At 58.9% G+C, this 22,426-nt stretch carries 15 protein-coding genes and 1 pseudogene; 12 read left to right on the top strand and 4 right to left on the bottom strand.

Annotated elements, in window-relative coordinates; all coding sequences use genetic code 11:
- Nucleotides 1-73 precede the first annotated feature (73 nt).
- Nucleotides 74-1,480 (bottom strand): glutamate--ammonia ligase, encoded by a 1,407-nt coding sequence (glnA, locus tag ACN1C3_RS00080; RefSeq protein ID WP_419113757.1) that lies wholly within the window; start codon nucleotides 1,478-1,480, stop codon nucleotides 74-76.
- Between the two features lie 331 nt (nucleotides 1,481-1,811).
- Here glnA and thiI point away from each other — a divergent pair, with 331 nt between their 5' ends.
- Complete coding sequence (gene thiI, locus ACN1C3_RS00075; RefSeq protein ID WP_419113756.1) at nucleotides 1,812-3,266, top strand: tRNA uracil 4-sulfurtransferase ThiI; 1,455 nt, start codon at nucleotides 1,812-1,814, stop codon at nucleotides 3,264-3,266.
- 139 nt (nucleotides 3,267-3,405) lie between these two features.
- Nucleotides 3,406-5,226, top strand: coding sequence for a translational GTPase TypA (gene typA, locus ACN1C3_RS00070; RefSeq protein ID WP_419113755.1), 1,821 nt, complete (start codon nucleotides 3,406-3,408; stop codon nucleotides 5,224-5,226).
- Nucleotides 5,227-5,444: 218 nt separating this feature from the next.
- Here typA and ACN1C3_RS00065 read toward each other — a convergent pair whose 3' ends face one another.
- Nucleotides 5,445-5,879: a YkgJ family cysteine cluster protein gene (locus ACN1C3_RS00065; protein WP_419113754.1), complete on the bottom strand. Its 435-nt coding sequence runs from the start codon at nucleotides 5,877-5,879 to the stop codon at nucleotides 5,445-5,447.
- Between the two features lie 271 nt (nucleotides 5,880-6,150).
- Between ACN1C3_RS00065 and ACN1C3_RS00060 the strand changes: the two genes are divergently transcribed.
- The 5 genes from ACN1C3_RS00060 to ACN1C3_RS00040 all read left to right on the top strand — a co-directional run bounded on the left by ACN1C3_RS00060 (nucleotide 6,151) and on the right by ACN1C3_RS00040 (nucleotide 15,628).
- On the top strand, nucleotides 6,151-8,601 hold the full coding sequence (locus tag ACN1C3_RS00060) for a glycogen/starch/alpha-glucan phosphorylase (protein WP_419113753.1): 2,451 nt from the start codon (nucleotides 6,151-6,153) through the stop codon (nucleotides 8,599-8,601).
- A 210-nt stretch (nucleotides 8,602-8,811) separates the two neighbouring features.
- The gene (locus ACN1C3_RS00055; RefSeq protein WP_419113752.1) at nucleotides 8,812-12,432 is read left to right on the top strand and encodes a DUF2339 domain-containing protein; all 3,621 of its coding nucleotides are present in this window, start codon (nucleotides 8,812-8,814) and stop codon (nucleotides 12,430-12,432) included.
- The gene (locus ACN1C3_RS00050; protein WP_419113751.1) at nucleotides 12,429-13,802 is read left to right on the top strand and encodes a DUF3999 domain-containing protein; all 1,374 of its coding nucleotides are present in this window, start codon (nucleotides 12,429-12,431) and stop codon (nucleotides 13,800-13,802) included. The genes ACN1C3_RS00055 and ACN1C3_RS00050 overlap by 4 nt, the downstream gene beginning before the upstream one ends.
- A gap of 208 nt (nucleotides 13,803-14,010) precedes the next feature.
- Complete coding sequence (locus tag ACN1C3_RS00045; protein WP_419113750.1) at nucleotides 14,011-15,021, top strand: class 1 fructose-bisphosphatase; 1,011 nt, start codon at nucleotides 14,011-14,013, stop codon at nucleotides 15,019-15,021.
- 4 nt (nucleotides 15,022-15,025) lie between these two features.
- On the top strand, nucleotides 15,026-15,628 hold the full coding sequence (locus tag ACN1C3_RS00040; RefSeq protein ID WP_419113749.1) for a DUF924 family protein: 603 nt from the start codon (nucleotides 15,026-15,028) through the stop codon (nucleotides 15,626-15,628).
- A 51-nt stretch (nucleotides 15,629-15,679) separates the two neighbouring features.
- Here ACN1C3_RS00040 and ACN1C3_RS00035 read toward each other — a convergent pair whose 3' ends face one another.
- Entirely contained in the window at nucleotides 15,680-17,572 is a 1,893-nt protein-coding gene (locus ACN1C3_RS00035) for a methyl-accepting chemotaxis protein (RefSeq protein WP_419113748.1), read from the bottom strand.
- A 283-nt stretch (nucleotides 17,573-17,855) separates the two neighbouring features.
- Between ACN1C3_RS00035 and bamE the strand changes: the two genes are divergently transcribed.
- Nucleotides 17,856-18,110 carry an outer membrane protein assembly factor BamE domain-containing protein gene (gene bamE, locus ACN1C3_RS00030; protein WP_419113747.1) on the top strand — a complete coding sequence of 85 codons (255 nt, stop codon included), beginning with the start codon at nucleotides 17,856-17,858 and terminating at the stop codon, nucleotides 18,108-18,110.
- Nucleotides 18,111-18,146: 36 nt separating this feature from the next.
- Nucleotides 18,147-18,716 (top strand): lipocalin family protein, encoded by a 570-nt coding sequence (locus ACN1C3_RS00025; protein WP_419113746.1) that lies wholly within the window; start codon nucleotides 18,147-18,149, stop codon nucleotides 18,714-18,716.
- 162 nt (nucleotides 18,717-18,878) lie between these two features.
- Here ACN1C3_RS00025 and ACN1C3_RS00020 read toward each other — a convergent pair whose 3' ends face one another.
- On the bottom strand, nucleotides 18,879-20,243 hold the full coding sequence (locus ACN1C3_RS00020) for a formimidoylglutamate deiminase (RefSeq protein WP_419113745.1): 1,365 nt from the start codon (nucleotides 20,241-20,243) through the stop codon (nucleotides 18,879-18,881).
- 145 nt (nucleotides 20,244-20,388) lie between these two features.
- Here ACN1C3_RS00020 and hutC point away from each other — a divergent pair, with 145 nt between their 5' ends.
- The 3 genes and pseudogenes from hutC to ACN1C3_RS00005 form a co-directional block, all read left to right on the top strand.
- Nucleotides 20,389-21,099, top strand: coding sequence for a histidine utilization repressor (hutC, locus tag ACN1C3_RS00015; RefSeq protein ID WP_419114212.1), 711 nt, complete (start codon nucleotides 20,389-20,391; stop codon nucleotides 21,097-21,099).
- Nucleotides 21,100-21,109: 10 nt separating this feature from the next.
- Nucleotides 21,110-21,682: a HutD family protein gene (locus tag ACN1C3_RS00010; RefSeq protein WP_419113744.1), complete on the top strand. Its 573-nt coding sequence runs from the start codon at nucleotides 21,110-21,112 to the stop codon at nucleotides 21,680-21,682.
- A 530-nt stretch (nucleotides 21,683-22,212) separates the two neighbouring features.
- Nucleotides 22,213-22,426: pseudogene (locus ACN1C3_RS00005) on the top strand (urocanate hydratase); the annotation flags it as partial.

Here is a 22,426-nt window from a genome sequence, read left to right as displayed (position 1 = left end):
TGTTTTTAAAGATAAAAAAAGACCTCCCGAAGGAGGCCTCTTTTGTTACGCCGCGTGTACCGGCGTCACGGGATTAGCAGCTGTAGTACAGCTCGTATTCCAGTGGGTGTACGAAGGTACGTACTTTGATTTCTTCTTCGCTTTTCAGAGCGATGTAAGCGTCGATGAAGTCGTCGCTGAAAACGCCGCCTTTGGTCAGGAACGCACGACCTTTGTCCAGCTCTTCCAGGGCTTCTTTCAGGCTGCCGCAAACTTGTGGGATCTCTTTGGCCTCTTCAGGCGGCAGGTCATACAGGTTTTTGTCGGCGGCGTCGCCTGGGTGGATCTTGTTCTGGATACCATCCAGGCCGGCCATTACCAGAGCAGCGAAGGCCAGGTACGGGTTGGCTGCTGGATCCGGGAAGCGAGCTTCGATACGGCGAGCGCGAGGGCTGGACACGTAAGGAATACGGATCGAAGCGGAACGGTTGCGAGCCGAGTAGGCCAGCATTACCGGAGCTTCGAAACCTGGGACCAGACGCTTGTAGGAGTTGGTCGACGGGTTGGTGAAGCCGTTCAGTGCCTTACCGTGCTTGATGATGCCGCCGATGAAGAACAGGGCGGTATCGGACAGGCCGGCATAGCCTTCGCCTGCGAAGGTGTTCTTGCCATCTTTGGCGATGGACAGGTGAACGTGCATACCCGAACCGTTGTCGCCGTACAGAGGCTTAGGCATGAAGGTCGCGGTGCGGCCATAAGCGTCGGCAACGTTATGTACGCAGTACTTCAGGGTCTGAACTTCGTCAGCCTTGGCAACCAGGGTGTTGAACTTCACACCGATTTCGTTCTGACCGGCAGTCGCCACTTCGTGGTGGTGAACTTCGATGACCAGGCCCATTTCTTCCATGGCGTTGCACATGGAGGTACGGATTTCGTGGTCGTGGTCGAACGGCGGAACAGGGAAGTAGCCGCCTTTGACGCCTGGACGGTGGCCTTTGTTGCCGCCTTCCACGTCCTGGTCGGACATCCACGAACCTTGTTCGGAGTAGATTTTGAACATGGAGCCGGAGATGTCGGACTTGAACTTCACTTCGTCGAAGATGAAGAACTCAGGCTCCGGACCGACGAAAACGGTGTCGCCGATACCGGTGGACTTCAGGTATTCCTCGGCGCGCTTGGCAATGGCGCGTGGGTCACGGTCATAGCCTTGCATGGTCGAAGGTTCGATCACGTCGCAAACCAGGATCAGGGTCGGCTCTTCGGTGAACGGGTCGAGAACGGCGGTAGAGTCGTCCGGCATCAGGATCATGTCGGAGGCTTCGATGCCTTTCCAGCCGGCGATGGAGGAGCCGTCAAACATTTTGCCTTCTTCGAAGAAGGCTTCATCCAGCGCATCGCGAGCCGGCATGGTCACGTGGTGCTGAGTGCCTTTGGTGTCAGTGAAGCGCAGATCAATCCATTTGACGTCATGATCTTTGATGAGTTGAACCGACTTCGACATAGTGTCCTCCGGGGTGGCTTCGGGCTAGTAGTGGAGTGCCCTTAGAATGTGGGTGATGCCGGCGCGAATACTCTGCCATGGCAACCTGCCTCACAAGGGAGCAAATTGCATGCCAGTGCCCCGACTTGGGTTTTCTGCCCCAAACTCACGCATATAAACGTGCAGAACGGGAAAATCGAGAAAATAGCGCACTGCAATGTTGCGCTTAAAACCTCGAATGCCCCGTTTTAGTGCGTGCAGGGCCATCTGCATATTAACTGGTTAAACCTTGAGCAATTTCCGCTATAATCCGCGCCCCCCTTTTTCGGCTGGCCCTTCGCGCGCTGTTTTCATGAAATTAATCGTAAAAGTCTTTCCCGAAATCATCATCAAGAGCCGCCCGGTACGGATGCGTTTCATCCGCCAGTTGGCCAAAAACATCCGTGCCGTGCTCCGCGATCTGGACCCGGCTGTGGTGGTGAGCGGTGTGTGGGACAACCTCGTCATGGAAACCCGTGTCAGCGAGCCGAAAGCCTTGAAGGACATGATGGATCGCCTGAGCTGCATGCCGGGCATCGCGCATTTCCTGCAGGTCGATGAGTACCCATTGGGCGACTTCGATGACATCGTCGCCAAGTGCAAGCAGCACTTCGGTGATGCCTTGCCGGGCAAGATCTTTTCAGTGCGCTGCAAGCGCGCCGGCAAGCACGAATTTACCTCGATGGAAGTCGAGAAATACGTCGGTAGCCAGCTGCGTCGTCAGTGCGGCGCCGCCGGAATTTCCCTGAAAGAGCCAGAAATTGAAGTGCGGATGGAAATTCGCGACCAACGGTTGTTTGTGATTCACAGCCAGCACAACAGCATCGGCGGCTATCCGCTGGGCGCCCTCGAACAGACCCTGGTATTGATGTCCGGCGGTTTCGATTCGACGGTGGCGGCTTACCAGATCATGCGCCGCGGGCTGATGAGCCATTTCTGCTTCTTCAATCTTGGCGGTCGTGCCCACGAGCTGGGCGTGATGGAAGTCGCGCACTTTATCTGGAAAAAGTACGGCAGCTCCCAACGCGTGCTATTTGTCAGCGTGCCGTTCGAGGAAGTGCTCGGAGAAATTCTCGGTAAAGTCGATAACAGTCATATGGGCGTAGTATTGAAGCGTATGATGTTGCGCGCTGCGTCCAGGATTGCCGATCGGCTGGAAATCGACGCGCTGGTGACCGGTGAGGCGATCTCCCAGGTTTCCAGCCAGACGCTGCCGAATCTGTCGGTGATCGACTGTGTGACCGAGAAGCTGGTGCTACGCCCGCTGATCGCCAGTCACAAGCAGGACATCATTGATCTGGCGAACGAGATCGGCACTGCCGATTTCGCCAAGCACATGCCGGAGTATTGCGGGGTGATTTCGGTCAACCCCAAGACCCACGCCAAGCGCAATCGCGTGGAGTACGAAGAACAGCAGTTCGATATGGCGGTGCTTGAGCGTGCGCTCGAGAACGCCAAACTGGTGCCAATCGATCGGGTTATCGATGAATTGGGCCAGGATTTGCAGGTCGAAGAAGTCAGTGAAGCGCTGGCCGGTCAGATCGTGATCGACATCCGTCATCCGGATGCTCAGGACGACGAGCCGCTGGTGCTGCCTGGCATCGAGGTACAAGCGATGCCGTTTTATGCATTGAACGCTCGTTTCAAGGAACTGGACCCTACTCGCCAGTACCTGTTGTATTGCGACAAAGGCGTGATGAGTCGCCTGCATGCCCACCATTTGCTCAGTGAGGGGCATGCCAATGTGCGCGTTTATCGACCGAGCTAAGAGCCCGGGGCTGTATGCCTGTGGCCTGCGTCACCGGCCCCCCGACGCCGCCGTCAAGCTGTAACGGCTTTGCCGGACTCTACTGTAAATAGCTGCCAAGACTTGTCAGCACACCGAATCCTCTGATCGAGATACACAAGTGATCGAAAATCTACGCAACATCGCCATCATTGCTCACGTTGACCATGGTAAAACCACCCTGGTAGACAAACTCTTGCGTCAATCCGGCACCCTGGAACGCGGCGAGCTCAACGACGAACGCGTGATGGACTCCAACGACCAGGAGAAAGAGCGCGGTATTACCATTCTGGCGAAAAACACCGCCATCAACTGGAACGGCTACCACATCAACATCGTGGACACCCCGGGCCACGCCGACTTCGGCGGCGAAGTTGAACGTGTAATGTCGATGGTTGACTCCGTTCTGCTGCTGGTTGACGCTCAAGACGGCCCTATGCCGCAAACCCGTTTCGTGACCAAGAAGGCTTTCGAAGCCGGCCTGCGTCCAATCGTGGTGATCAACAAGGTTGACCGTCCAGGCGCGCGTCCGGACTGGGTTTTGGACCAGATCTTCGACCTGTTCGACAACCTGGGTGCTACCGAAGAGCAACTCGACTTCCAAGTCGTTTACGCCTCGGCCCTGAACGGTATTGCCGGTCTGGAACACACCGCCATGGCGGAAGACATGACCCCGCTGTACCAGGCGATTGTCGACCACGTTCCAGCTCCAAAAGTCGACCGTGACGGTCCGTTCCAGATGCAAATCTCGGCACTGGACTACAACAGCTTCCTGGGTGTTATCGGCGTTGGCCGTATCGCTCGTGGTCGCGTCAAGCCGAACACTCAAGTTGTGGCCATCGACGTTGACGGCAAGCGCCGTAACGGTCGTATCCTCAAGCTGATGGGTCACCACGGTCTGCACCGTATCGACGTTGACGAAGCAGCTGCAGGCGACATCGTCTGCATCAGCGGCTTCGACCAGCTGTTCATCTCCGACACTCTGTGCGACCCACTGAATGTTGAAGCGATGAAGCCGTTGACCGTTGACGAACCAACCGTTTCCATGACCTTCCAGGTAAACGACTCGCCTTTCTGTGGTAAAGAAGGCAAGTTCGTCACCAGCCGTAACATCAAGGAACGTCTGGACAAAGAACTGCTGTTCAACGTTGCTCTGCGCGTTGAAGAAGGCGACACCGCCGACAAGTTCAAAGTCTCCGGCCGTGGTGAGCTGCACCTCTCGGTACTGATCGAAACCATGCGTCGCGAAGGCTTCGAAATGGGTGTTGGTCGTCCGGAAGTGATCATCCGTATGGTTGACGGCGTGAAACACGAACCGTACGAAAACGTGACCATCGACCTGCCGGAAGAATCCCAGGGCGCGATCATGGAACAGATCGGTATCCGTAAAGGCGACCTGACCAACATGGTTCCGGATGGCAAGGGCCGTGTGCGCCTTGAGTACAACATCCCGGCTCGTGGCTTGATCGGTTTCCGTAACGAGTTCCTGACCCTGACCTCCGGTGCAGGCATCCTGACCTCGATCTTCGACCGTTACGACGTGATGAAGTCCGGCGACATGTCCGGCCGTCAGAACGGCGTGCTGGTTTCGGTTGCTACCGGTAAGGCTCTGACTTACTCGCTGGAAACCCTGCAGGCTCGTGGCAAGCTGTTCCTGGGCCACGGCGAAGACGTGTACGAAGGTCAAATCGTCGGCATCAACAGCCGCGATAACGACCTGGGTGTAAACCCAACCAAAGGCAAGAAGCTCGACAACATGCGTGCTTCCGGTAAAGACGAAACCATCGCACTGGTTCCGCCTATCCGCTTCACTCTGGAGCAAGCTCTGGAATTCGTTCAAGAAGACGAGTTGTGTGAAGTGACGCCGAAGTCCATCCGTCTTCGTAAGAAGATCCTGGGCGAAAGCGAGCGCACCCGCGCTGCCAAGAAAAGCGGCAACTGATTCATTAGTTAGCTGTTAAAAAAACGCCCCCGACCTTGCGGTCGGGGGCGTTTTTGTTTGTCTGGGTTTTGATCGGAGGCTTCGCGTTCCAGGATCGTTCCCACGCTCTGCGTGGGAATGCCTCACTGGACGCTCCGCGTCCGCTTCGGCAGTGACGCAGAGCGTCACCGGATGCATTCCCACGCAGGAGCGTGGGAACGATCAACTTCCAGCCTTGATCAAAACTTGTCCAGGGCCTTGCGGCTGGTGTCGCGCTCGACTTCTTTGGGCTTATACGCGCAATACCCTGGCCGTGGGCCGATCTTCGGGTGATTGCGGCAGGTGTCCGGGCGCTTTTCGTAAATGGTGCATAGACGGCTTTTGCGGTCCAGGTACAGGCAATCGTTGTTGCTCATGCGCTGAAGTGTGAAGATTTCAGACTTCTGGTTGTAGCGCTCGACGATGCCTTCTTTTTGCAGGCGCTTGGCGATGTTCTTCGGCGGGTCGCCGCGCTCGAATTCATCGACGATGCCAATGCGGATCAAGTCTTTGATCTTCACTTCGACCGGCAGGGTGCAACAGCTGGAAACACAGCCACCGCACATATAGCTGGAGTATTTCGCCCAGGTATCGAGTCGGTCGATTTCCGCGGCGGCGATCAGTTGGGGCTTCATCAGGTGTGTTTCCAGGGGGTGTATCAGGGCGCGCGATGATACCGGGGTTGGTGGAGGTGTGGACAACCATTTGCCGGTTTTTCGTCCGCTCAGGGCATTTAGGGCAAATCGGCACGGCATCTGCATCTTTTTAGGGCGTTACCTGCCGGGACAAAAAGCTTTACATGGGCATTTGAAAAAACTGCCGAACCAGAGCCTTTGCCTCGTGTCAGACCGACTAGGCTCAAGCAATTCCATGCTCGCTCCTTCTATCTCGCTCGAGGTCGCATCGATGTCTCAGGAACCGCTTGTACGAGAAGCTGAGGTGGCCGCATTTCGCGACGCCGTCTTGACCAAGCTCACCTACGCGGTGGGTAAAGACCCGGATCACGCCTTTGACCATGATTGGTTCGAAGCCATTGCTTTGGCAGCACGGGATCATATGGTCGAACACTGGATGGACCACACGCGGCAGATCTACCGCAAGGGTCAAAAGCGTGTGTACTACCTCTCCCTGGAGTTTTTGATCGGTCGTCTGCTCTATGACAGTTTGAGCAACCTTGGGCTGCTGGACGTGGCGCGGGACGCCATGACCGAACTGGGCGTTGACCTTGAGCGCATTCGTCTGCTGGAACCGGATGCGGCGCTGGGCAATGGTGGCCTTGGCCGATTGGCCGCCTGTTTCATGGAAAGCATGTCCACACTCGGTATCGCCGGCCATGGTTACGGTATTCGTTATGAGCACGGATTGTTCCGCCAGGCCATCGTCGATGGCTGGCAGCAGGAGCAGACCGAACACTGGCTGGATTTCGGCAACCCTTGGGAGTTCGAACGGGCTGAGGTGATCTACCCGATCGGCTTCGGTGGCGGTGTCGAGACGGTGCAGGATGAGACCGGCAAGACCAAGCAAGTTTGGTATCCGGCGGAAACCGTGCGGGCGGTGGCCTATGACACGCCGGTGGTCGGTTGGCAGGGTGCCAGCGTCAACACCCTGCGGTTGTGGCGGGCTCGGGCGATGGAAGACCTGCATCTGGAGCGCTTCAATGCTGGCGACCACTTGGGCGCGGTAGCCGAGGTGGCGCGGGCAGAAAGTATCTCGCGCGTACTCTATCCGGCCGACAGCACCGATGCGGGCCAAGAGCTGCGGCTGCGTCAGGAGTATTTCTTTGTCTCGGCATCCCTGCAGGATTTGTTGCGTCGGCACAAGAACATGCATGGCTCGGTGTTGAGTCTTGGCGAGCATGCCGCGATCCAGCTCAACGACACCCATCCCTCGATTGCTGTGGCCGAGCTGATGCGCCAGTTGGTCGATTTGCATGATATTGCATGGGACGCGGCCTGGCAGGTCACCGTCGACACGCTGTCCTACACCAACCACACGTTGTTGCCCGAGGCGCTGGAAACCTGGCCGGTGGGGCTGATGGAGCGGATGCTGCCGCGGCACATGCAGATCATTTACCTGATCAACGCCCAGCACATCGACTCGCTGCGGGCCAAGGGCATCCACGACTTCGACGTGTTGCGCGCGGTATCGCTGATCGAGGAGGACAACGGTCGCCGGGTCCGCATGGGCAACCTGGCGTTTCTCGGCTCTCACAGCGTCAACGGTGTATCCGGTCTGCATACCCAATTGATGCGCAGCACGGTGTTTTCTGAACTGCATAAGCTCTATCCGGAACGGATCAACAACAAGACCAACGGCATCACCTTCCGCCGCTGGCTGTACCAGGCCAACCCGGAACTGACCGCGATGATGGTCGAGGCGTTGGGTCCTGATCTGCTGGATAACCCCGAACAACGCCTGGTTGAACTGGAGCCGTTCGCCGAGAAATCAGCATTCCGCAAGCAGTTCGCCGAGCAGCGCCTGCACAGCAAAAGGGCCTTGGCCCAAATCATCCATGATCAGCTGGGCATCGCCGTCAACCCGGCGGCCATGTTCGATGTACAGGTCAAACGTATTCACGAATACAAACGCCAGTTGCTCAACCTGCTGCACACCGTGGCGCTCTATCAGGCCATCCGTGCAGAGCCTGAAACCGATTGGGTGCCGCGGGTGAAGATCTTCGCCGGCAAAGCGGCGGCCAGTTATCACCAGGCCAAGTTGATCATCAAGCTGACCAACGACATCGCCCGCACGGTGAACAACGACCCGACCGTACGCGGCCTGCTCAAGGTGGTGTTCCTGCCCAACTACAACGTCAGCCTGGCGGAGAGCATCATTCCGGCGGCCGATTTGTCGGAGCAGATTTCCACCGCCGGTTTCGAAGCCTCGGGCACCAGTAATATGAAGTTCGGCCTCAACGGCGCACTGACCATCGGCACGCTGGACGGTGCCAACGTGGAAATGTGCGAACGCATCGGTGCCGAGCACATGTTTATCTTTGGCCTCACCGCTCAGCAGGTCGAAGCGCGCAAACTCAACAGTGAGTTCAGCGCCGTTCCCGATATCGCTGCCTCCCATCGGCTCAACGATGTGCTGCAAGCGATTCGCGGCGGGGTGTTCTCGCCGGACGATCCGGCGCGTTATGTCGGTTTGATCGATTCATTGATCGACTATGACCGCTTCCTGGTCTGCGCCGACTTCGATTCCTACTGGAACGCTCAAGCGCGGGTCGAAGCGCACTGGCACGACTCGAAAGAGTGGTGGCGCTCGGCGGTGTTGAGCAGCGCGAGGATGGGTTGGTTCTCGTCCGACCGGACGATTCGTGAGTATGCGACGGATATCTGGAAGGCTCTTCAGTAGCTTTTAGGCGCCGTTTGATTGGCTCGATATACTAGCGCCCCGGAAAAGATCGTCCGAACGCGGCCCGAGCCTGCGGCAGCTCCTACGGTCAGTGTTCACAGAAAGTTTTGGTGAACACGGCCGTTGTAGGAGCTGCCGAAGGCTGCGATCTTGGCAATGTGGGCTGCGCCAATCCTTTCCGGTTGGCCATGGCGCTTAGGGATATCGACCATGCAATGGATTTTCATGCTGATAGGGCTGGTGCTGGGCTGGGTGCTCGATGAGTCCTTCAGCGATGCGCTGCTCGGTGCACTGATCGGGCTCGGCATTGGGCAGACAATCCGCCTCGCGAGTTTGAGTTCGCAAGCGGCGCAGCAGCGCCAGCAACTGGAACTGGCGCAGAAGGCTTTGGCGGCTGTCGAACAACGCCTGGCGTTGCTTGAAATGTCTGGTGTCGGCGCTGCCGGACAGCCTGAGCCGATGGCTACCAGCGAATCGGTCCAACCGGACCATTCCCCTGAGTTTATTGTGAGCGAAGCGCCGGAATCGATTCCGGCGCCTTTGCATGCGGTTCCCGAACTGGTCTGGGAATGGCCGGCCGAGCTTGAACACGAGCAATTTTCCGTTGTGTCGGAGGCGAGCAAGCCTTTGCCTGCCGATGCCTGGAAACCAGAACCCGCCGCCCGTGAACCGAGAGAACCGGCCGCACCACGTGGACCGAACCTGATCGAGCGCACCATCGCCGGTGCGCGCAGTTGGTTGTTCGGCGGTAATACCGTGCTGCGGGTCGGTGTGGTGTTGTTGTTCCTGGGGCTAGCGTTCCTGCTGCGCTATGCCACCGAAGGCATGGTGGTGCCGATCGAGCTGCGTTACGCCGGGGTTGCAGCGTGCGCCCTGGGCTTGCTCGGGGTGGGCTGGTGGCTGCGTCTGCGCAACAGCAGCTATGCGTTGATGCTGCAAGGTACCGGGATCGCGGTGCTGTACCTGACGGTGTTCGCCGCCATGCGTCTGCATCCGTTGCTTGATCCGACTGCCGCTTTGAGTTTGTTGGTAGCCGTCACGGTGTTCTCGGCGATTCTGGCGATCACACAGGACGCGCTGGGCCTGGCTGCAGCGGCGGCTCTGGGTGGCTTTGCCGCGCCGATCCTGACCTCCACGGGTGCCGGTAACCATGTCGCGCTGTTCAGCTATTTCGCTTTGCTGAATGCCGGCATTCTGGGCATCGCCTGGTTCAAGGCCTGGCGTCTGCTCAACCTGATCGGTTTCGTCGGCACCTTCGGCATTGGCTTCGCCTGGGGGCTGCGTTCTTATACGCCTGAGTTGCTGTGGAGCACCGAGCCGTTCCTGATTCTGTTCTTCCTGATGTACCTGGCGATAGGGTTGCTGTTTGCGCGGCGCAAGTTGCTCGAAATGAGCGATGCACCTGAAGACGACAGCCGCGAGGCGCTACTGCGCTGGTCGGCGCGCAAGGGAGATTATGTTGACGGTACGATGCTGTTCGGCCCTCCACTGGTTGGCTTCGGCTTGCAGTTCGCGCTGGTCCAGCATCTGGAATTTGCCGCGGCATTCAGCGCGCTGGCACTGGGCATAATCTACATGGGCCTGGCCCGTTTACTCGCCGGTGGGCGAGCGTTGATGCTGGGCGAAACCTGCCTGGCATTGGGGGTGATTTTCGCCAGTCTGGCGATTCCGCTGGGACTGGATGCGCGTTGGACCGTTGCGGCCTGGGCGGTAGAAGGCGCGGGCATTTTCTGGCTTGGCCTGCGTCAGCAGCGACCCTTGGCGCGGGCGTTTGCCTTGCTGCTGCAAGTGGGCTCGGCGCTGGCGTTCCTCAGTGAGCTGCGTATTGGCGAGGCGAGTCTGCTGGATGGCGCCCCGCTGGGGGCTCTATTGCTGGGCGCGGCCTTGCTGTTCAGTTTCTATCAGTTGCGTAAAGCCCCGCCCGAGCAAGCCTCGAACCGGGAGCGCAAAGCCTTGCCGGTATTGGCCTGCGGCGGCCTGGCATTCCTCTATCTGCTGGCGCCGTTGTTTTTCTTCACTCACGGCACGGCCATCAGTTGGGCGCTGGCCGGGCTGGTGACCCTGTTTGTCGGCCTGCGCCTGCAATCGCGGACTTTTTTGTTTACCGCTTTCGCGGTGCAGCTGCTGGGCGGCGCGTTGTTCCTGTTACGGCTGCAAGGCGCGCAGGGCGACTCTGCGGTGTTCAGCGCCGGCTGGAGTGGCTTGCTCGGTGCGTCCTTGATTGGACTGGCATTAATTGGCGGCATGTTGCTGGCGGCTCGTGATGACATGGTGCGCAGCGATGTACGCCTACTACGCAGTCTGTCGGTGGTGTTGCTGGCGGGGCTGGTGCTGATCAATCTGGCCGTGCTGTTCGTCCTGCCGTGGCAAACCGCGAGTGCGGTGTGGGCCGCAAGCGGTCTGTTGATCATCTGGTTGAGCTTGTATTTGCAACAGCGAGTGAGTTTCGTTTTTGGTCTGCTGTTGCAGGTGATTGGCGGTGCGGCGTTCCTGATTGCCGGGCCTGAGTTGCTCGGGCCGTTGTCTAGCGAAGGCTTGCGCCCGCTGGCCCACAGCGGTTTCTGGACACCGATGGTGTTGGGGCTGGCGGCGATGGTCGGGGCCTGGCGCTTGCAGCTCGGTCATCACGCGACGGCGTTCGATGCCTTGAGTTTGCAGCGTTTGTCCGAACTGCTGTTGGTGTGGGGCGCGGCCTGGTGGACGTTGGCGTTGGTCAGCGAAGTGTTGCGTTTTGCACCGCTGAATCTGCAAGCCACGCTATTGCTCGGCGTCGCGGCGCTGAGCGTCGCCGTGTGGACCGTACTGGCCTTGCGCCTGAAGTGGCCGGCGTTGGGCCTGCTCTGCACCTTGTTGGTGCTGGCAGCGGGTCTGGTGCTGGTCGCGGCCTGGCATGCTCGCTTTCACCCGGCAGCGAACTTCGGCTGGCTGGCATGGGCGGCGGTGTTCGTCGTGCATTTCATCTCGTTGCGCCGCTTGGCACCAATGCTGCCCGCTACCGCGTTGAGTGCGGCCCATGTGCTGGGTTGCTGGCTGCTGATTGGTGCGCTGGCGCTGGAGTTGCGTTACGGCTTGCTGCTGTTGTCCGAGCAGTACAACGCCTGGCGCTGGCTGGGCTGGGCGATTCTGCCGAGCCTGTATCTGGTGTTGATGGCCGCCCCACGCACCTGGCCTTGGCCAGTCTCGAGTTATTCCCGTGAATACCGTGTGTACGCGGCGCTGCCACTGGCAGTGCTGATGCTCGGCTGGTTCTGGCTGGCGAATATCGTCAGTGACGGTACCGCCGAGCCACTGCCCTATGTGCCGCTGCTCAATCCGCTGGAGTTGGGTCTGTTGTTCGCGCTGTTCGGGGTTTATGTCTGGTCCCGAAGTGCGGTCACGCAATGGGCGATCCGCGCCGACTATGCCGAGCGCGCGACGCAGCTGGTGGCCGGTGTGTCGCTGTTCGCCTTCTTCACCGCGCTGGTGATGCGCAGCGCTCACCATTGGGGCGGCGTGCCGTTTGAGTTGGATGCGCTGCTCGAGTCGATGCTGGTGCAGGCCGGCCTGTCGATCGTCTGGACGCTGATTGCCCTGAGTCTGATGATCGGCGGCCATGTGCGTCACCGCCGCGAAGTCTGGCTGATCGGCGCGGCGCTGATCGCGGTGGTGGTCGCCAAGCTGTTCTTTGTCGAGCTGAGCAACCGTGGCGGGCTGGCGCGGATCGTGTCGTTTATCGGCGTGGGTGTGTTGTTGCTGGTGGTGGGCTATTTCGCACCGCTGCCGCCCAAGCGTGCCGAAGCTGAGCCGGGTACTGAAAAACCGGCCAATGAATCTGAAGGAGTGTCGTCTTGAGTCAGAAGCTGAGCCTGGGTTGGTTGGGGGCTGTCGGGTTGTGTGTGGCGCTGTCGGCAAATGCCCAGGATAAACCGGGAGATTTCACCACCCACGTACCGTTGACCTTGAGCGGCGAAGGCCCTTGGTATCGCCTCGAGTTGCCGATGGAGGTGCAGCTGAAGGCACGCCAGACTGATCTCAGCGACGTTCGGGTGTTCAACGCCGCCGGTGAGGCCCAGGCCTACGCGCTGGCTCGTGAGCAGGCGCAGAGAGCCGAAAACAGTACCCTGAACGACGTGAAGTGGTTCCCGCTGTATAACGCAGCGGACGCCAGCGAAGCCACGCCGAGTATCCGGGTGCAATCGAGCGCCAACGGCACTTTGGTTGAAGTCCAGCCTTCCACTCAGCTGGAGGCCGGTGAAGAAATCCTCCGTGGCTGGCTGCTGGATGCCAGCGCGATCAAAGCGCCCTTGCAGCAGTTGATCCTTGACTGGACCAGCGAGCGTGATGGCTTCCAGCGTTTCAGCATTGAAGCCAGCGATGACTTGCAGCATTGGCAGTCGTGGGGCGAAGGGCAGGTGGCGCGCCTGTCGTTTGCCGACGAACGCGTCGAGCAGCATGAGGTCGGTTTGCCTGGGCAGTCGGCGCGCTATCTGCGCCTGCTTTGGAAGACTCCGCAGTTGGCGCCGGTCCTTACCTCAGCCCAATTGGAGAGTGCCCGGACCCATAGTCTGCCGCTACCGTTGGTTTGGTCGCAGCCGCTGACTGGCAGCAACGTGAAGGCGGGCGAATACACCTGGCAACTGCCAATGGGCCTGAGCGTCGAGCGTTTGCGGATTGAGCTGAGCCAGGCCAACAGCCTCGCGCCGGTGACCCTGTTCGGTCGTCGCGAAAGCAGCCTGCCGTGGCAGCTGCTGAGCAGCGGTTTGCTCTATCGCCTGACCCAGAACGGTCAGGATGTGGTGCAGGACGAATTGCAATTGCCCGGTCAGACCGTTCAGCAGTTGAAACTGATCGTCGATGAACGCGGTGGCGGCTTGGGCGCCGAAGCCCCGGCCTTGCACTTTGCTGTGCGGGCGACGCAGCTGGTGTTCCTGGCTCGTGGTGCAGGGCCGTACACGCTGGCGCTGGGTAGTCCGACGGTGAAAGCGGCGAATCTGTCGCTGTCGACATTGATTCCGGATTACAGCGCCAAGCGATTGGCCTCACTGGGCCAGGCCAAAGTCGATGGTGGTCCGGTGGCGACTCAGCCGACCACGGCGCCGCCGCTGGTTACCTCTGGCACCGATTGGAAGAGGGTCGGTCTTTGGGCCGTGCTCTTGCTGGGCGTGGTTTTCCTCGCGGCAATGGCGTTCAGTTTGTTGCGTAAGCCACCGGCGAAAACCTGATTTTTGGCGCTCCGCGAAGGCACTCTTTCAGTCAGACGAGATGCTGAAACTGTGAGGAATCTTCAGGCACCTTCGGTCGGTTTCGGACTACGCTCAACCCGGCGCATGAACTCTATCTGCCTTAACTGGGTCTGACAGGAGGAAATGCGCCTCGACTCGCGTTAAACTGCGCGGGTTTTTAGCCCCCCCTATTCATCCGGAGCCATCCATGTCCCGCGTTACCCTAAGTCGCTATTTGATTGAGCAGACCCGCAGCAACAACACTCCTGCCGATCTGCGCTTCCTGATCGAAGTGGTGGCGCGTGCTTGCAAGGAAATCAGCCACGCCGTCTCTAAAGGCGCCCTGGGTGGTGTTCTGGGCAGCATGGGCACCGAAAACGTGCAAGGCGAAGTGCAGAAGAAGCTCGACGTACTGTCCAACGAGATCCTCCTCGAAGCTAACGAATGGGGCGGTCACCTGGCCGGCATGGCGTCCGAAGAAATGGACAATGCCTACCAGATCCCGGGCAAATACCCGAAAGGCGCCTACCTGCTGGTTTTTGACCCACTGGACGGTTCGTCGAACATCGACGTCAACGTTTCGGTGGGTACCATCTTCTCGGTACTGCGTTGCCCGAATGAGCACCTGAGCCAGAACGAAACCCTCAGCGAGAAGGCTTTCCTGCAGCCTGGTACCCAGCAAGTCGCTGCCGGCTATGCGATCTACGGCCCGCAAACCATGTTGATCCTGACCTTGGGCGACGGCGTCAAAGGCTTCACTCTGGACCGTGAAATGGGCAGCTTCGTCCTGACCCACGAAGACATCAAAATCCCGGAAACCACCCAGGAATTCGCGATTAACATGTCCAACCAGCGTCACTGGGAAGCTCCGGTACAACGCTACGTTGGTGAGTTGCTGGCGGGTGAAGAAGGTCCGCTGAAAAAGAACTACAACATGCGCTGGATCGCCTCGATGGTTGCCGACGTGCATCGCATCCTGACCCGTGGCGGTCTGTTCATGTACCCGCGCGACAGCCGCGAGCCGTCCAAACCGGGCAAACTGCGGTTGATGTACGAAGCCAACCCGATGTCGTTTTTGGTCGAACAGGCTGGCGGCGCTTCCACCGATGGCCACCAGCGAATCCTCGACATTCAACCCGAAGGCCTGCACCAGCGTGTAGCGGTGTTCCTCGGTTCGAAAGAAGAAGTCGAACGCGCCACGGCTTACCACAAGGAATAAACCCATGTCCGCCCCTTGGCAGCCGTTGCTCGATTGGTGGTTCGGTTCAACCGAGACTCCCACCGAGATAGTGGCTGACAAGGGCAGACTGTGGTTCGGCAAGCGCGACAGCCAGGACCTCGAAGCGCGTGAGCGTTTCGGGGCTCAGGTCGAGCAGGCACTGGCCGGCGAATTGGCTGAGTGGGCGCAATGCCCGCAAGGTTGGCTGGCGCTAGTGTTATTGCTCGATCAACTGCCGCGAATGATCTTTCGCGACACCCCAAAAGCCTTCTCGGGCGACCTGCGTGCTCAAGCGTTAGTGGCTCAAGGGATTGCTGCGGATTTCGACCGGCAACTGCCGGCCATGCGTCGGGCGTTCATTTACCTGGTGTTTGAGCATTGCGAGAACCTCGCGGTGCAGAACGAAGGTGTGTCGCGCTTCGCTACCTTGCAAGCAGAGCAACCGCTGGCCGATCAGCCAGTGTTTGCCGACCATCTCGACTACGCCGAACGCCATCAAAAAATCATCGCCCGGTTTGGCCGGTTTCCCCATCGCAATGAAGTGCTTGGGCGGGTTTCCACGCCTGAAGAGTTGGCGTTTTTGAAAGAACCGGGGTCGCGGTTCTAGATTTTCGTTGCTGCTGATGCCGACTTGCTCGCGATGAGGCCCTGAAGGGCACTAGATCCTGAAACTCCCCACCAATTGCTTCAACCGTGCCGCTTGCTGCTCAAGGTCGGCACATGCCCGTAAGGTCGATTGCAGGTTTTCCACGCCTTCCTGGTTGAGAGTGTTGATCTCGGTGATGTCGACGTTGATCGATTCAACCACGGCGGTCTGTTCCTCGGTCGCAGTGGCCACCGACTGGTTCATGCCGTCGATCTCGCCGATGCGTTGGGTCACGCTGCCCAGGCGTTCGCCAGCCTGGTTGGCGATGCCAACGCTGCTTTCGCTCTGGCGCTGGCTGTCGGTCATGGTGATGACTGCTTCGCGGGCGCCGACCTGCAATTCCTCGATCATCTTTTGCACTTGCTGCGCTGAATCCTGAGTGCGGTGGGCGAGGTTGCGCACTTCATCGGCGACCACTGCAAAACCGCGTCCGGCTTCACCGGCACGGGCGGCCTCGATCGCGGCGTTGAGCGCCAGCAGGTTGGTTTGTTGCGAGATGCTGGTGATCACTTCGAGGATCTGCCCGATGTTCACCGTATTGCTGTTCAGCGTCTCGATATTGCTGCACGAATCGCTGATCTTGGCCGACAGCTGCTGCATGGCGGCGATGGTTCTATCCACCACCTGTTGACCGTCTTCGGCCAGGCTGCGGGCGTCGCTGGAGTGCTGCGAGGCGAGGGCGGCGTTCTGGGCGATTTCCTGGGCAGCGGCGCCGAGTTGGTTGATCGCCGCAGCGACGCTGCTGGTACGCGAAGCCTGTTGGTCGGAGTTGAACATCGACGAGTTGGAAGCGCTGACCACGCGCAGGGCCACTTCGTTGACTTGGCCGGTGGCCGACGCTACTTCGCGAATCGAGGTGTGAATCCGCTCGACGAATCGGTTGAAAGACACGCCCAGAGCCCCGAATTCGTCGTGGCCATGAATGGTCAGGCGCTTGGTTAGATCACCTTCGCCTTCGGCGATATCGTGCATGGCGCGGCCCATGGTCAGCAGTGGTTGCATCAGCACGCGGATCAGCATGCCCAGCAGGGTGATGATGATCACGACAGCGATGGCCATGGCGATGATTGCCGAGGTGCGAAATTCGCTGAGCATCGAGAACGCGGTGTCCTGGTCGAGCACCAACGCCACATACCAGTCCGCCGACGACACGCCGTTAACGTGGGTGAAGGAGATGAACTGGGACTTGCCGTCGACTTCAACTTCCTTCATGCCCGGGCTGACGTTCGGCGCGCCGTTTGGATAAGCATCGGCGAGGCTTTTAAGCACCAGTTTGCTGTCTGGATGGATCAGGATCTTGCCGTCGGCGCTGACGATAAAGGCGTGGCCATGACCGCCGAAGTTCAGCGAGTTGATGATCGCACTGACGCTGGACAGGTCGATGTCTGCGCCGGCCACGCCGATGAATTGGTTCTGATGCTGCACCGGGGTGGCGACGGTGATCACCAGCTTGCCCGAGGACGCCGCGATATAGGGTTCGGTGACGATGGTCTGCTGGGCGCTGTTGGCCGCCTTGTACCAGCCACGGGAACGCGGGTCGTAGTCCGCCGCACGGTTACCGGCCGGCACCGAGAACATTACGCCGTCCTGGCCGCCAAAGTAGCTGAGCTGGAAATTGCTGGTGTAGGCAGGCAGGCCGACGCTGCGCTTGAGATTGTCGGGTGCGCTGCCGTCGACGGCGATTTGTTGGGCCAGCGATTGCAGCAATTGCATGCGGCTTTCCAGCCAGGTCTGAATGTTGCGGGTGGTCAGGCTGCCGAGTTCCTGCATCGAGGACTCGGTGTTGCTACGCAAGGTCTGGCGTTGTCGATAGTCGTTGAACAAGATGAAGCAGGCGAACGCAACGGCGACCACAAGAGCGGCTGCCAGCAGAATCTTGTGGCTGAATTTCATGTTTCTGGTCATTAAATGAGCTACCGCAAGAGGCTGGTCAACGAGGGGGCGTCAATTTGCCCATCGAGGGGCTTTGTGCTGCTTTTATGTCGGCTTCCCAGCGCCAAAGATTAGGCGGTTTTTGAGAAAGTCGACGAAATACCCGTTAATGCGGGAAAGTGGCTGATTTCAGGGGGAAATGGGGGGATTTGCGATGTAAGAAATAGCCAGTGGCTTGGGGAACCAGATGGCGGTTTTCTCTTCTAAGCTTCTGGTTGGCAGCCATGCCTTCTCTCTTCCGCCCAGGAGTTTCACCATGTCGCTGCGATCCCTCGCTCTGTTGTCGTTCTGCGTGCTGTTAGCTGCATGCAGCAAGGTCAATCAGGAAAACTACTCGAAAATTTCGACCGGCATGCCCAAGGCTGAAGTCGAAAAACTCTTGGGGACTCCTTCCGATTGTTCTGGCGCCCTGGGCATGTCCAGCTGCACCTGGGGCAACAAGAACAGCTTTATCAGCGTGCAGTATGCCGGTGACAAAGTACTGATGTTTTCCGGGCAAGGCCTGAAGTAAAAAACACCGGGGTCACGCGCCCACGGGAGAAAAATAATGATTCGGTTCCTAATAGTTCTTTTGGCCGGCCTGATATTGGCCGGCTGCGCCACCTCTGGCAATGACCCGTTGGCGCCCAAGACCGTCAACAGCGTCAATCTCAAACGTTACCAAGGGACATGGTACGAGTTGGCCCGTCTGCCGATGTATTTCCAGCGCAACTGCGCGCAATCCGAAGCCCATTACACCCTTAAGGCCGATGGCGATATCGCGGTGTTAAACCGTTGCCTGACTTCGGATTGGCAGTGGGAAGAGGCCAAGGGCACCGCAACGCCGCAGATTCCCGGCAGAGCCGACAAGCTGTGGGTTGAGTTCGATAATTGGCTTACCACTCTGATACCGGGCTTTTCCAAGGGCGAATATTGGGTGTTGTACGTCAGCGATGACTACAAGACTGCCATCGTCGGCAGCCCGGATCGGCGTCACCTTTGGCTGCTGTCACGTTCGCCTGAGGTCAATGGGGTCAAGCGTGAGGACCTGCTGAGCAGGGCGCGTCAGCAGGGTTATGATACGACCCGCCTGATCTGGCGAGTGTCGGATACGAAGATGGCGAAGGCGTCGAATTAGCCTGTGGCCGTTCACTGTGGCGAGGGAGCTTGCTCCCGCTGGAGCGCGAAGCGGTCCCAAAATCGGCAATTGCGTTTTATCAGGGATAACGCAATTGCCGATTTACGACTGCTGCGCAGCCGAGCGGGAGCAAGCTCCCTCGCCACAAATGATCACCAGCACTCAGCCTAAGAGCTCGCGTAACACTTGGGTAAACGCCCGGCCGCTGTCTTCTTCCCCGGCATGGTGGCCGTCGCGGATCACCCATTGACCGTTGACCAGCACGTCCCGAACCTGGCGATCGCCGCCAGCGAATAGCCAGCGATTGAGAATCCCGTCGCCATTTGCCGTTGCCAGATACGGGTCATTGCCGTCGAGCACCAGCCAGTCGGCGCGCTTGCCGACTTCCAGGGCGCCTATCGGCTGCCCCAATGCTTGCGCGCCGCCGTCCAGTGCAGCGTCGTAGAGCGTGCGGCCGACCATCGGTTGATCGCCGCGATACAAGCGGTTGCGCCGCTGGTCGCGCAGACGTTGGCCATATTCCAGCCAACGCAGTTCCTCGACCACGCTCAGCGAGACGTGGCTGTCGGAGCCGATGCCCATTCGTCCGCCTTGGGCGAGGAAATCCACCGCCGGGAAAATCCCGTCGCCGAGGTTGGCTTCAGTGGTCAGGCACAGGCCGGCGATGGCCTTGCTCTTGGCCATCAGCGCGACTTCTTCCGGATTGGCGTGGGTCGCGTGGACCAGACACCAGCGTTGATCGACCTCGGTATTTTCGTACAGCCATTGCAGCGGACGACGACCGCTCCAGCTCAGGCAGTCCTCGACTTCTTTTTGCTGCTCGGCAATGTGGATATGCACCGGGCACTGTTTATCGCTGGCCGCCAGCACTTCGCTGATCTGTTGCGGTGTTACCGCGCGCAATGAGTGGAAACACAAGCCCAATTGCTGCGCCGGCTGCTGTGCCAGCAGTGGTTGCAAACGTGCCTGCAAATTCAGATAGTTTTCAGTGCTGTTGATAAAGCGTCGCTGGCCTTCATTCGGTGCTTGCCCGCCAAAGCCTGCGTGGCTGTAAAGCACAGGCAGCAACGTCAGGCCGATACCGGCGGAGCTTGCGGCCTGGCTGATCTGCAACGACAGTTCGGCCGGGTCGGCATAGGGCTGGCCATGAGTGTCGTGATGCACGTAATGGAATTCGGCGACCGAGGTGTAGCCGGCCTTGAGCATTTCGATATAGAGCTGACGGGCGATGATCCCGAGTTGCTCCGGACTGATTTTTCCGACGAGGCGATACATCAAATCGCGCCAGGTCCAGAAACTGTCGTTCGGATTACCGGCGACTTCCGCGAGCCCGGCCATCGCCCGCTGGAACGCATGGGAGTGCAAATTGGGCATGCCTGGCAGCAGCGGACCGCTTAGCCGTTCGGCGCCATCTGCACTGGCATCAGCCTGGATGTGGGTCAGCAAGCCATCGGCACTGACCTCGAGACGTACATTATTGGCCCATCCACTAGGCAGTAGCGCGCGTTCGGCAAAGAAGGCGGACATGGTTCAGTTCCCCATCGTGTGTTATTTGTATATACATATACAGACGTTTGCCTGCTCGGTAAACTCCGGCAAGCTATCCACTTTAATCAACGAACAAGGATTTCCCGTGCCGACTCCGCCTGCCGTCTCTCCGCTGGCTGCCCATATGGGTGACAGTCCGGCGCCCTTGTACGCCCGCGTCAAACAGATGATCACTCAGCAAATCGAGAGTGGAAACTGGCCTCCGCACTATCGCGTTCCGTCGGAAAGCGAGCTGGTCAGCCAACTGGGTTTCAGCCGTATGACCATCAACCGCGCTCTGCGCGAGATGACCGCAGACGGTCTGCTGGTGCGTATGCAGGGTGTCGGGACATTTGTCGCCGAGCCAAAAAGCCAGTCGGCCTTGTTCGAAGTGCACAACATCGCCGATGAAATCGCCTCCCGTGGCCATCGCCATACCTGCAAGGTGATTACCCTTGGCGAGGAGTCGGCCGGCTCCGAGCGCGCCGTCGCGCTGGATATGCGTGAAGGGCAGAAGGTCTTCCATTCGCTGATCGTGCATTTCGAAAACGATATTCCTGTGCAAATTGAAGACCGTTTCGTCAACGCGTTGGTTGCACCGGACTACCTCAAACAAGACTTCACCTTGCAAACGCCCTACGCCTATTTGTCCCAGGTCGCACCGCTGACCGAAGGCGAGCACGTAGTCGAAGCGATTCTGGCCGAGCCGGAAGAGTGCCGGTTGTTGCAGATCGAACGCGGCGAGCCGTGTCTGCTGATTCGTCGCCGGACCTGGTCCGGCCGTCAGCCAGTAACCGCCGCACGCTTGATTCACCCCGGTTCCCGTCATCGTCTGGAAGGACGGTTTCACAAATAAAGAGACATACATGAGTCAGTTGAACGTTTTGCGCGCGGCCAACTATCCGCGCATGCCGTGGAAAAACGGCGGCGGTAGCACCGAAGAAATCACCCGTGACGCCGGCACCGGTCTGGACGGCTTCGGCTGGCGCCTGTCGATTGCCGATATCGGTGAGTCGGGCGGGTTTTCTACCTTTGCGGGTTATCAGCGAGTCATCACTGTGCTGCAAGGCGCGGGCATGACACTGCGGGTCGACGGTCAGGACACGCGGCCGCTGTTACCGCTGGATCCGTTTGCCTTCAGTGGTGCCAGCCAGGTTTCCTGTGCGTTGCTCGGCGGACCGATTCGCGACTTCAACCTGATCTATGCACCGGACCGCTACAGCGCGCGGTTGCAATGGCTTGAGGGTGAGCAGCGGTTTTTCAGCTCGGCGAGTACGGTGCTGATCTTCAGTGTGGCTGAGCAGACCCAGGTCGAATTGGGTAACAGTGCGCCTGAAGTGTTGGGGCGGCATGATTGCCTGCAGCTTGGCGGTAACGCCGGATTGTTGGAAATAGCAGTCACCGGTCAATGCTGCGTGATCGAACTGGCCGCACACTGATTTACTGTGGCGAGGGAGCTTGCTCCCGCTGGGGTGCGAAGCAGCCCTAAAGTCAGCAACCGCGCTTTATCAGGCGTAACCCATCAGCCGGTTTTACGACTGCTGCGCAGCCGAACGGGGCGGTGCGGCGTTCCGACAAGCCCCCTCGCCACAAAAGCATTCGCCCCAGTCGTTCCCCATCGCGCACCAACATCTCCCAAAATGTTACCGAACGCCCCAGTGTGGCGCAAAACCACGCTTCGGTAACAAATGTTTCCCCTCCAAAAAAATCCCGCGAAAAATTTTATCTCGTCTCAAAGCCCTTGATTCAGGCGGCTTCCCGCACGTTTTGAAATTTTCTTGAATGCTCAATCAGCGAGTTGGCCGCTTGATTGCATATGCTTGTATGTACAAGTAAAGATGTGTGCGTAAGAGTTGCTGAATACCCTCTTCGCACCATCCCCTGATTCGCTTGTAGCGCAGCCCCTGCGCGCAGGCTCGCTCGCCCACTGCCTGGGCTGGTTTGGATTGACTGCTGAGGAGTTTTTTTCGTGACCGAGAATAAACCTACCAAATACCGTAACGTTGAAATCCGCGCCGCCCGCGGTAACAAGCTGACCGCTAAAAGCTGGATGACGGAAGCGCCGCTGCGGATGCTGATGAACAACCTCGACCCGCAAGTCGCCGAGAACCCTAAAGAACTGGTGGTTTACGGTGGCATCGGTCGCGCTGCACGTAACTGGGAATGCTACGACAAGATCGTCG

The sequence above is a fragment of the Pseudomonas sp. H11T01 genome (assembly GCF_048515765.1).
GTDB lineage: Bacteria > Pseudomonadota > Gammaproteobacteria > Pseudomonadales > Pseudomonadaceae > Aquipseudomonas.
Note: the sequence above shows the minus strand (reverse complement) of the source record. Positions and strands in the feature narration are given on the sequence as shown.

Excerpts from the sequence above, each read along its gene's own strand:
- glnA (WP_419113757.1), bottom strand. The coding sequence starts at position 1,480 with ATGTCGAAGTCGGTTCAACTCATCAAAGATCATGACGTCAAATGGATT.
- thiI (WP_419113756.1), top strand. The coding sequence starts at position 1,812 with ATGAAATTAATCGTAAAAGTCTTTCCCGAAATCATCATCAAGAGCCGC.
- ACN1C3_RS00065 (WP_419113754.1), bottom strand. The coding sequence starts at position 5,879 with ATGAAGCCCCAACTGATCGCCGCCGCGGAAATCGACCGACTCGATACC.
- ACN1C3_RS00060 (WP_419113753.1), top strand. The coding sequence starts at position 6,151 with ATGTCTCAGGAACCGCTTGTACGAGAAGCTGAGGTGGCCGCATTTCGC.
- ACN1C3_RS00055 (WP_419113752.1), top strand. The coding sequence starts at position 8,812 with ATGCAATGGATTTTCATGCTGATAGGGCTGGTGCTGGGCTGGGTGCTC.
- ACN1C3_RS00045 (WP_419113750.1), top strand. The coding sequence starts at position 14,011 with ATGTCCCGCGTTACCCTAAGTCGCTATTTGATTGAGCAGACCCGCAGC.
- ACN1C3_RS00040 (WP_419113749.1), top strand. The coding sequence starts at position 15,026 with ATGTCCGCCCCTTGGCAGCCGTTGCTCGATTGGTGGTTCGGTTCAACC.
- ACN1C3_RS00035 (WP_419113748.1), bottom strand. The coding sequence starts at position 17,572 with ATGACCAGAAACATGAAATTCAGCCACAAGATTCTGCTGGCAGCCGCT.
- bamE (WP_419113747.1), top strand. The coding sequence starts at position 17,856 with ATGTCGCTGCGATCCCTCGCTCTGTTGTCGTTCTGCGTGCTGTTAGCT.
- ACN1C3_RS00025 (WP_419113746.1), top strand. The coding sequence starts at position 18,147 with ATGATTCGGTTCCTAATAGTTCTTTTGGCCGGCCTGATATTGGCCGGC.
- ACN1C3_RS00020 (WP_419113745.1), bottom strand. The coding sequence starts at position 20,243 with ATGTCCGCCTTCTTTGCCGAACGCGCGCTACTGCCTAGTGGATGGGCC.
- hutC (WP_419114212.1), top strand. The coding sequence starts at position 20,389 with ATGGGTGACAGTCCGGCGCCCTTGTACGCCCGCGTCAAACAGATGATC.
- ACN1C3_RS00010 (WP_419113744.1), top strand. The coding sequence starts at position 21,110 with ATGAGTCAGTTGAACGTTTTGCGCGCGGCCAACTATCCGCGCATGCCG.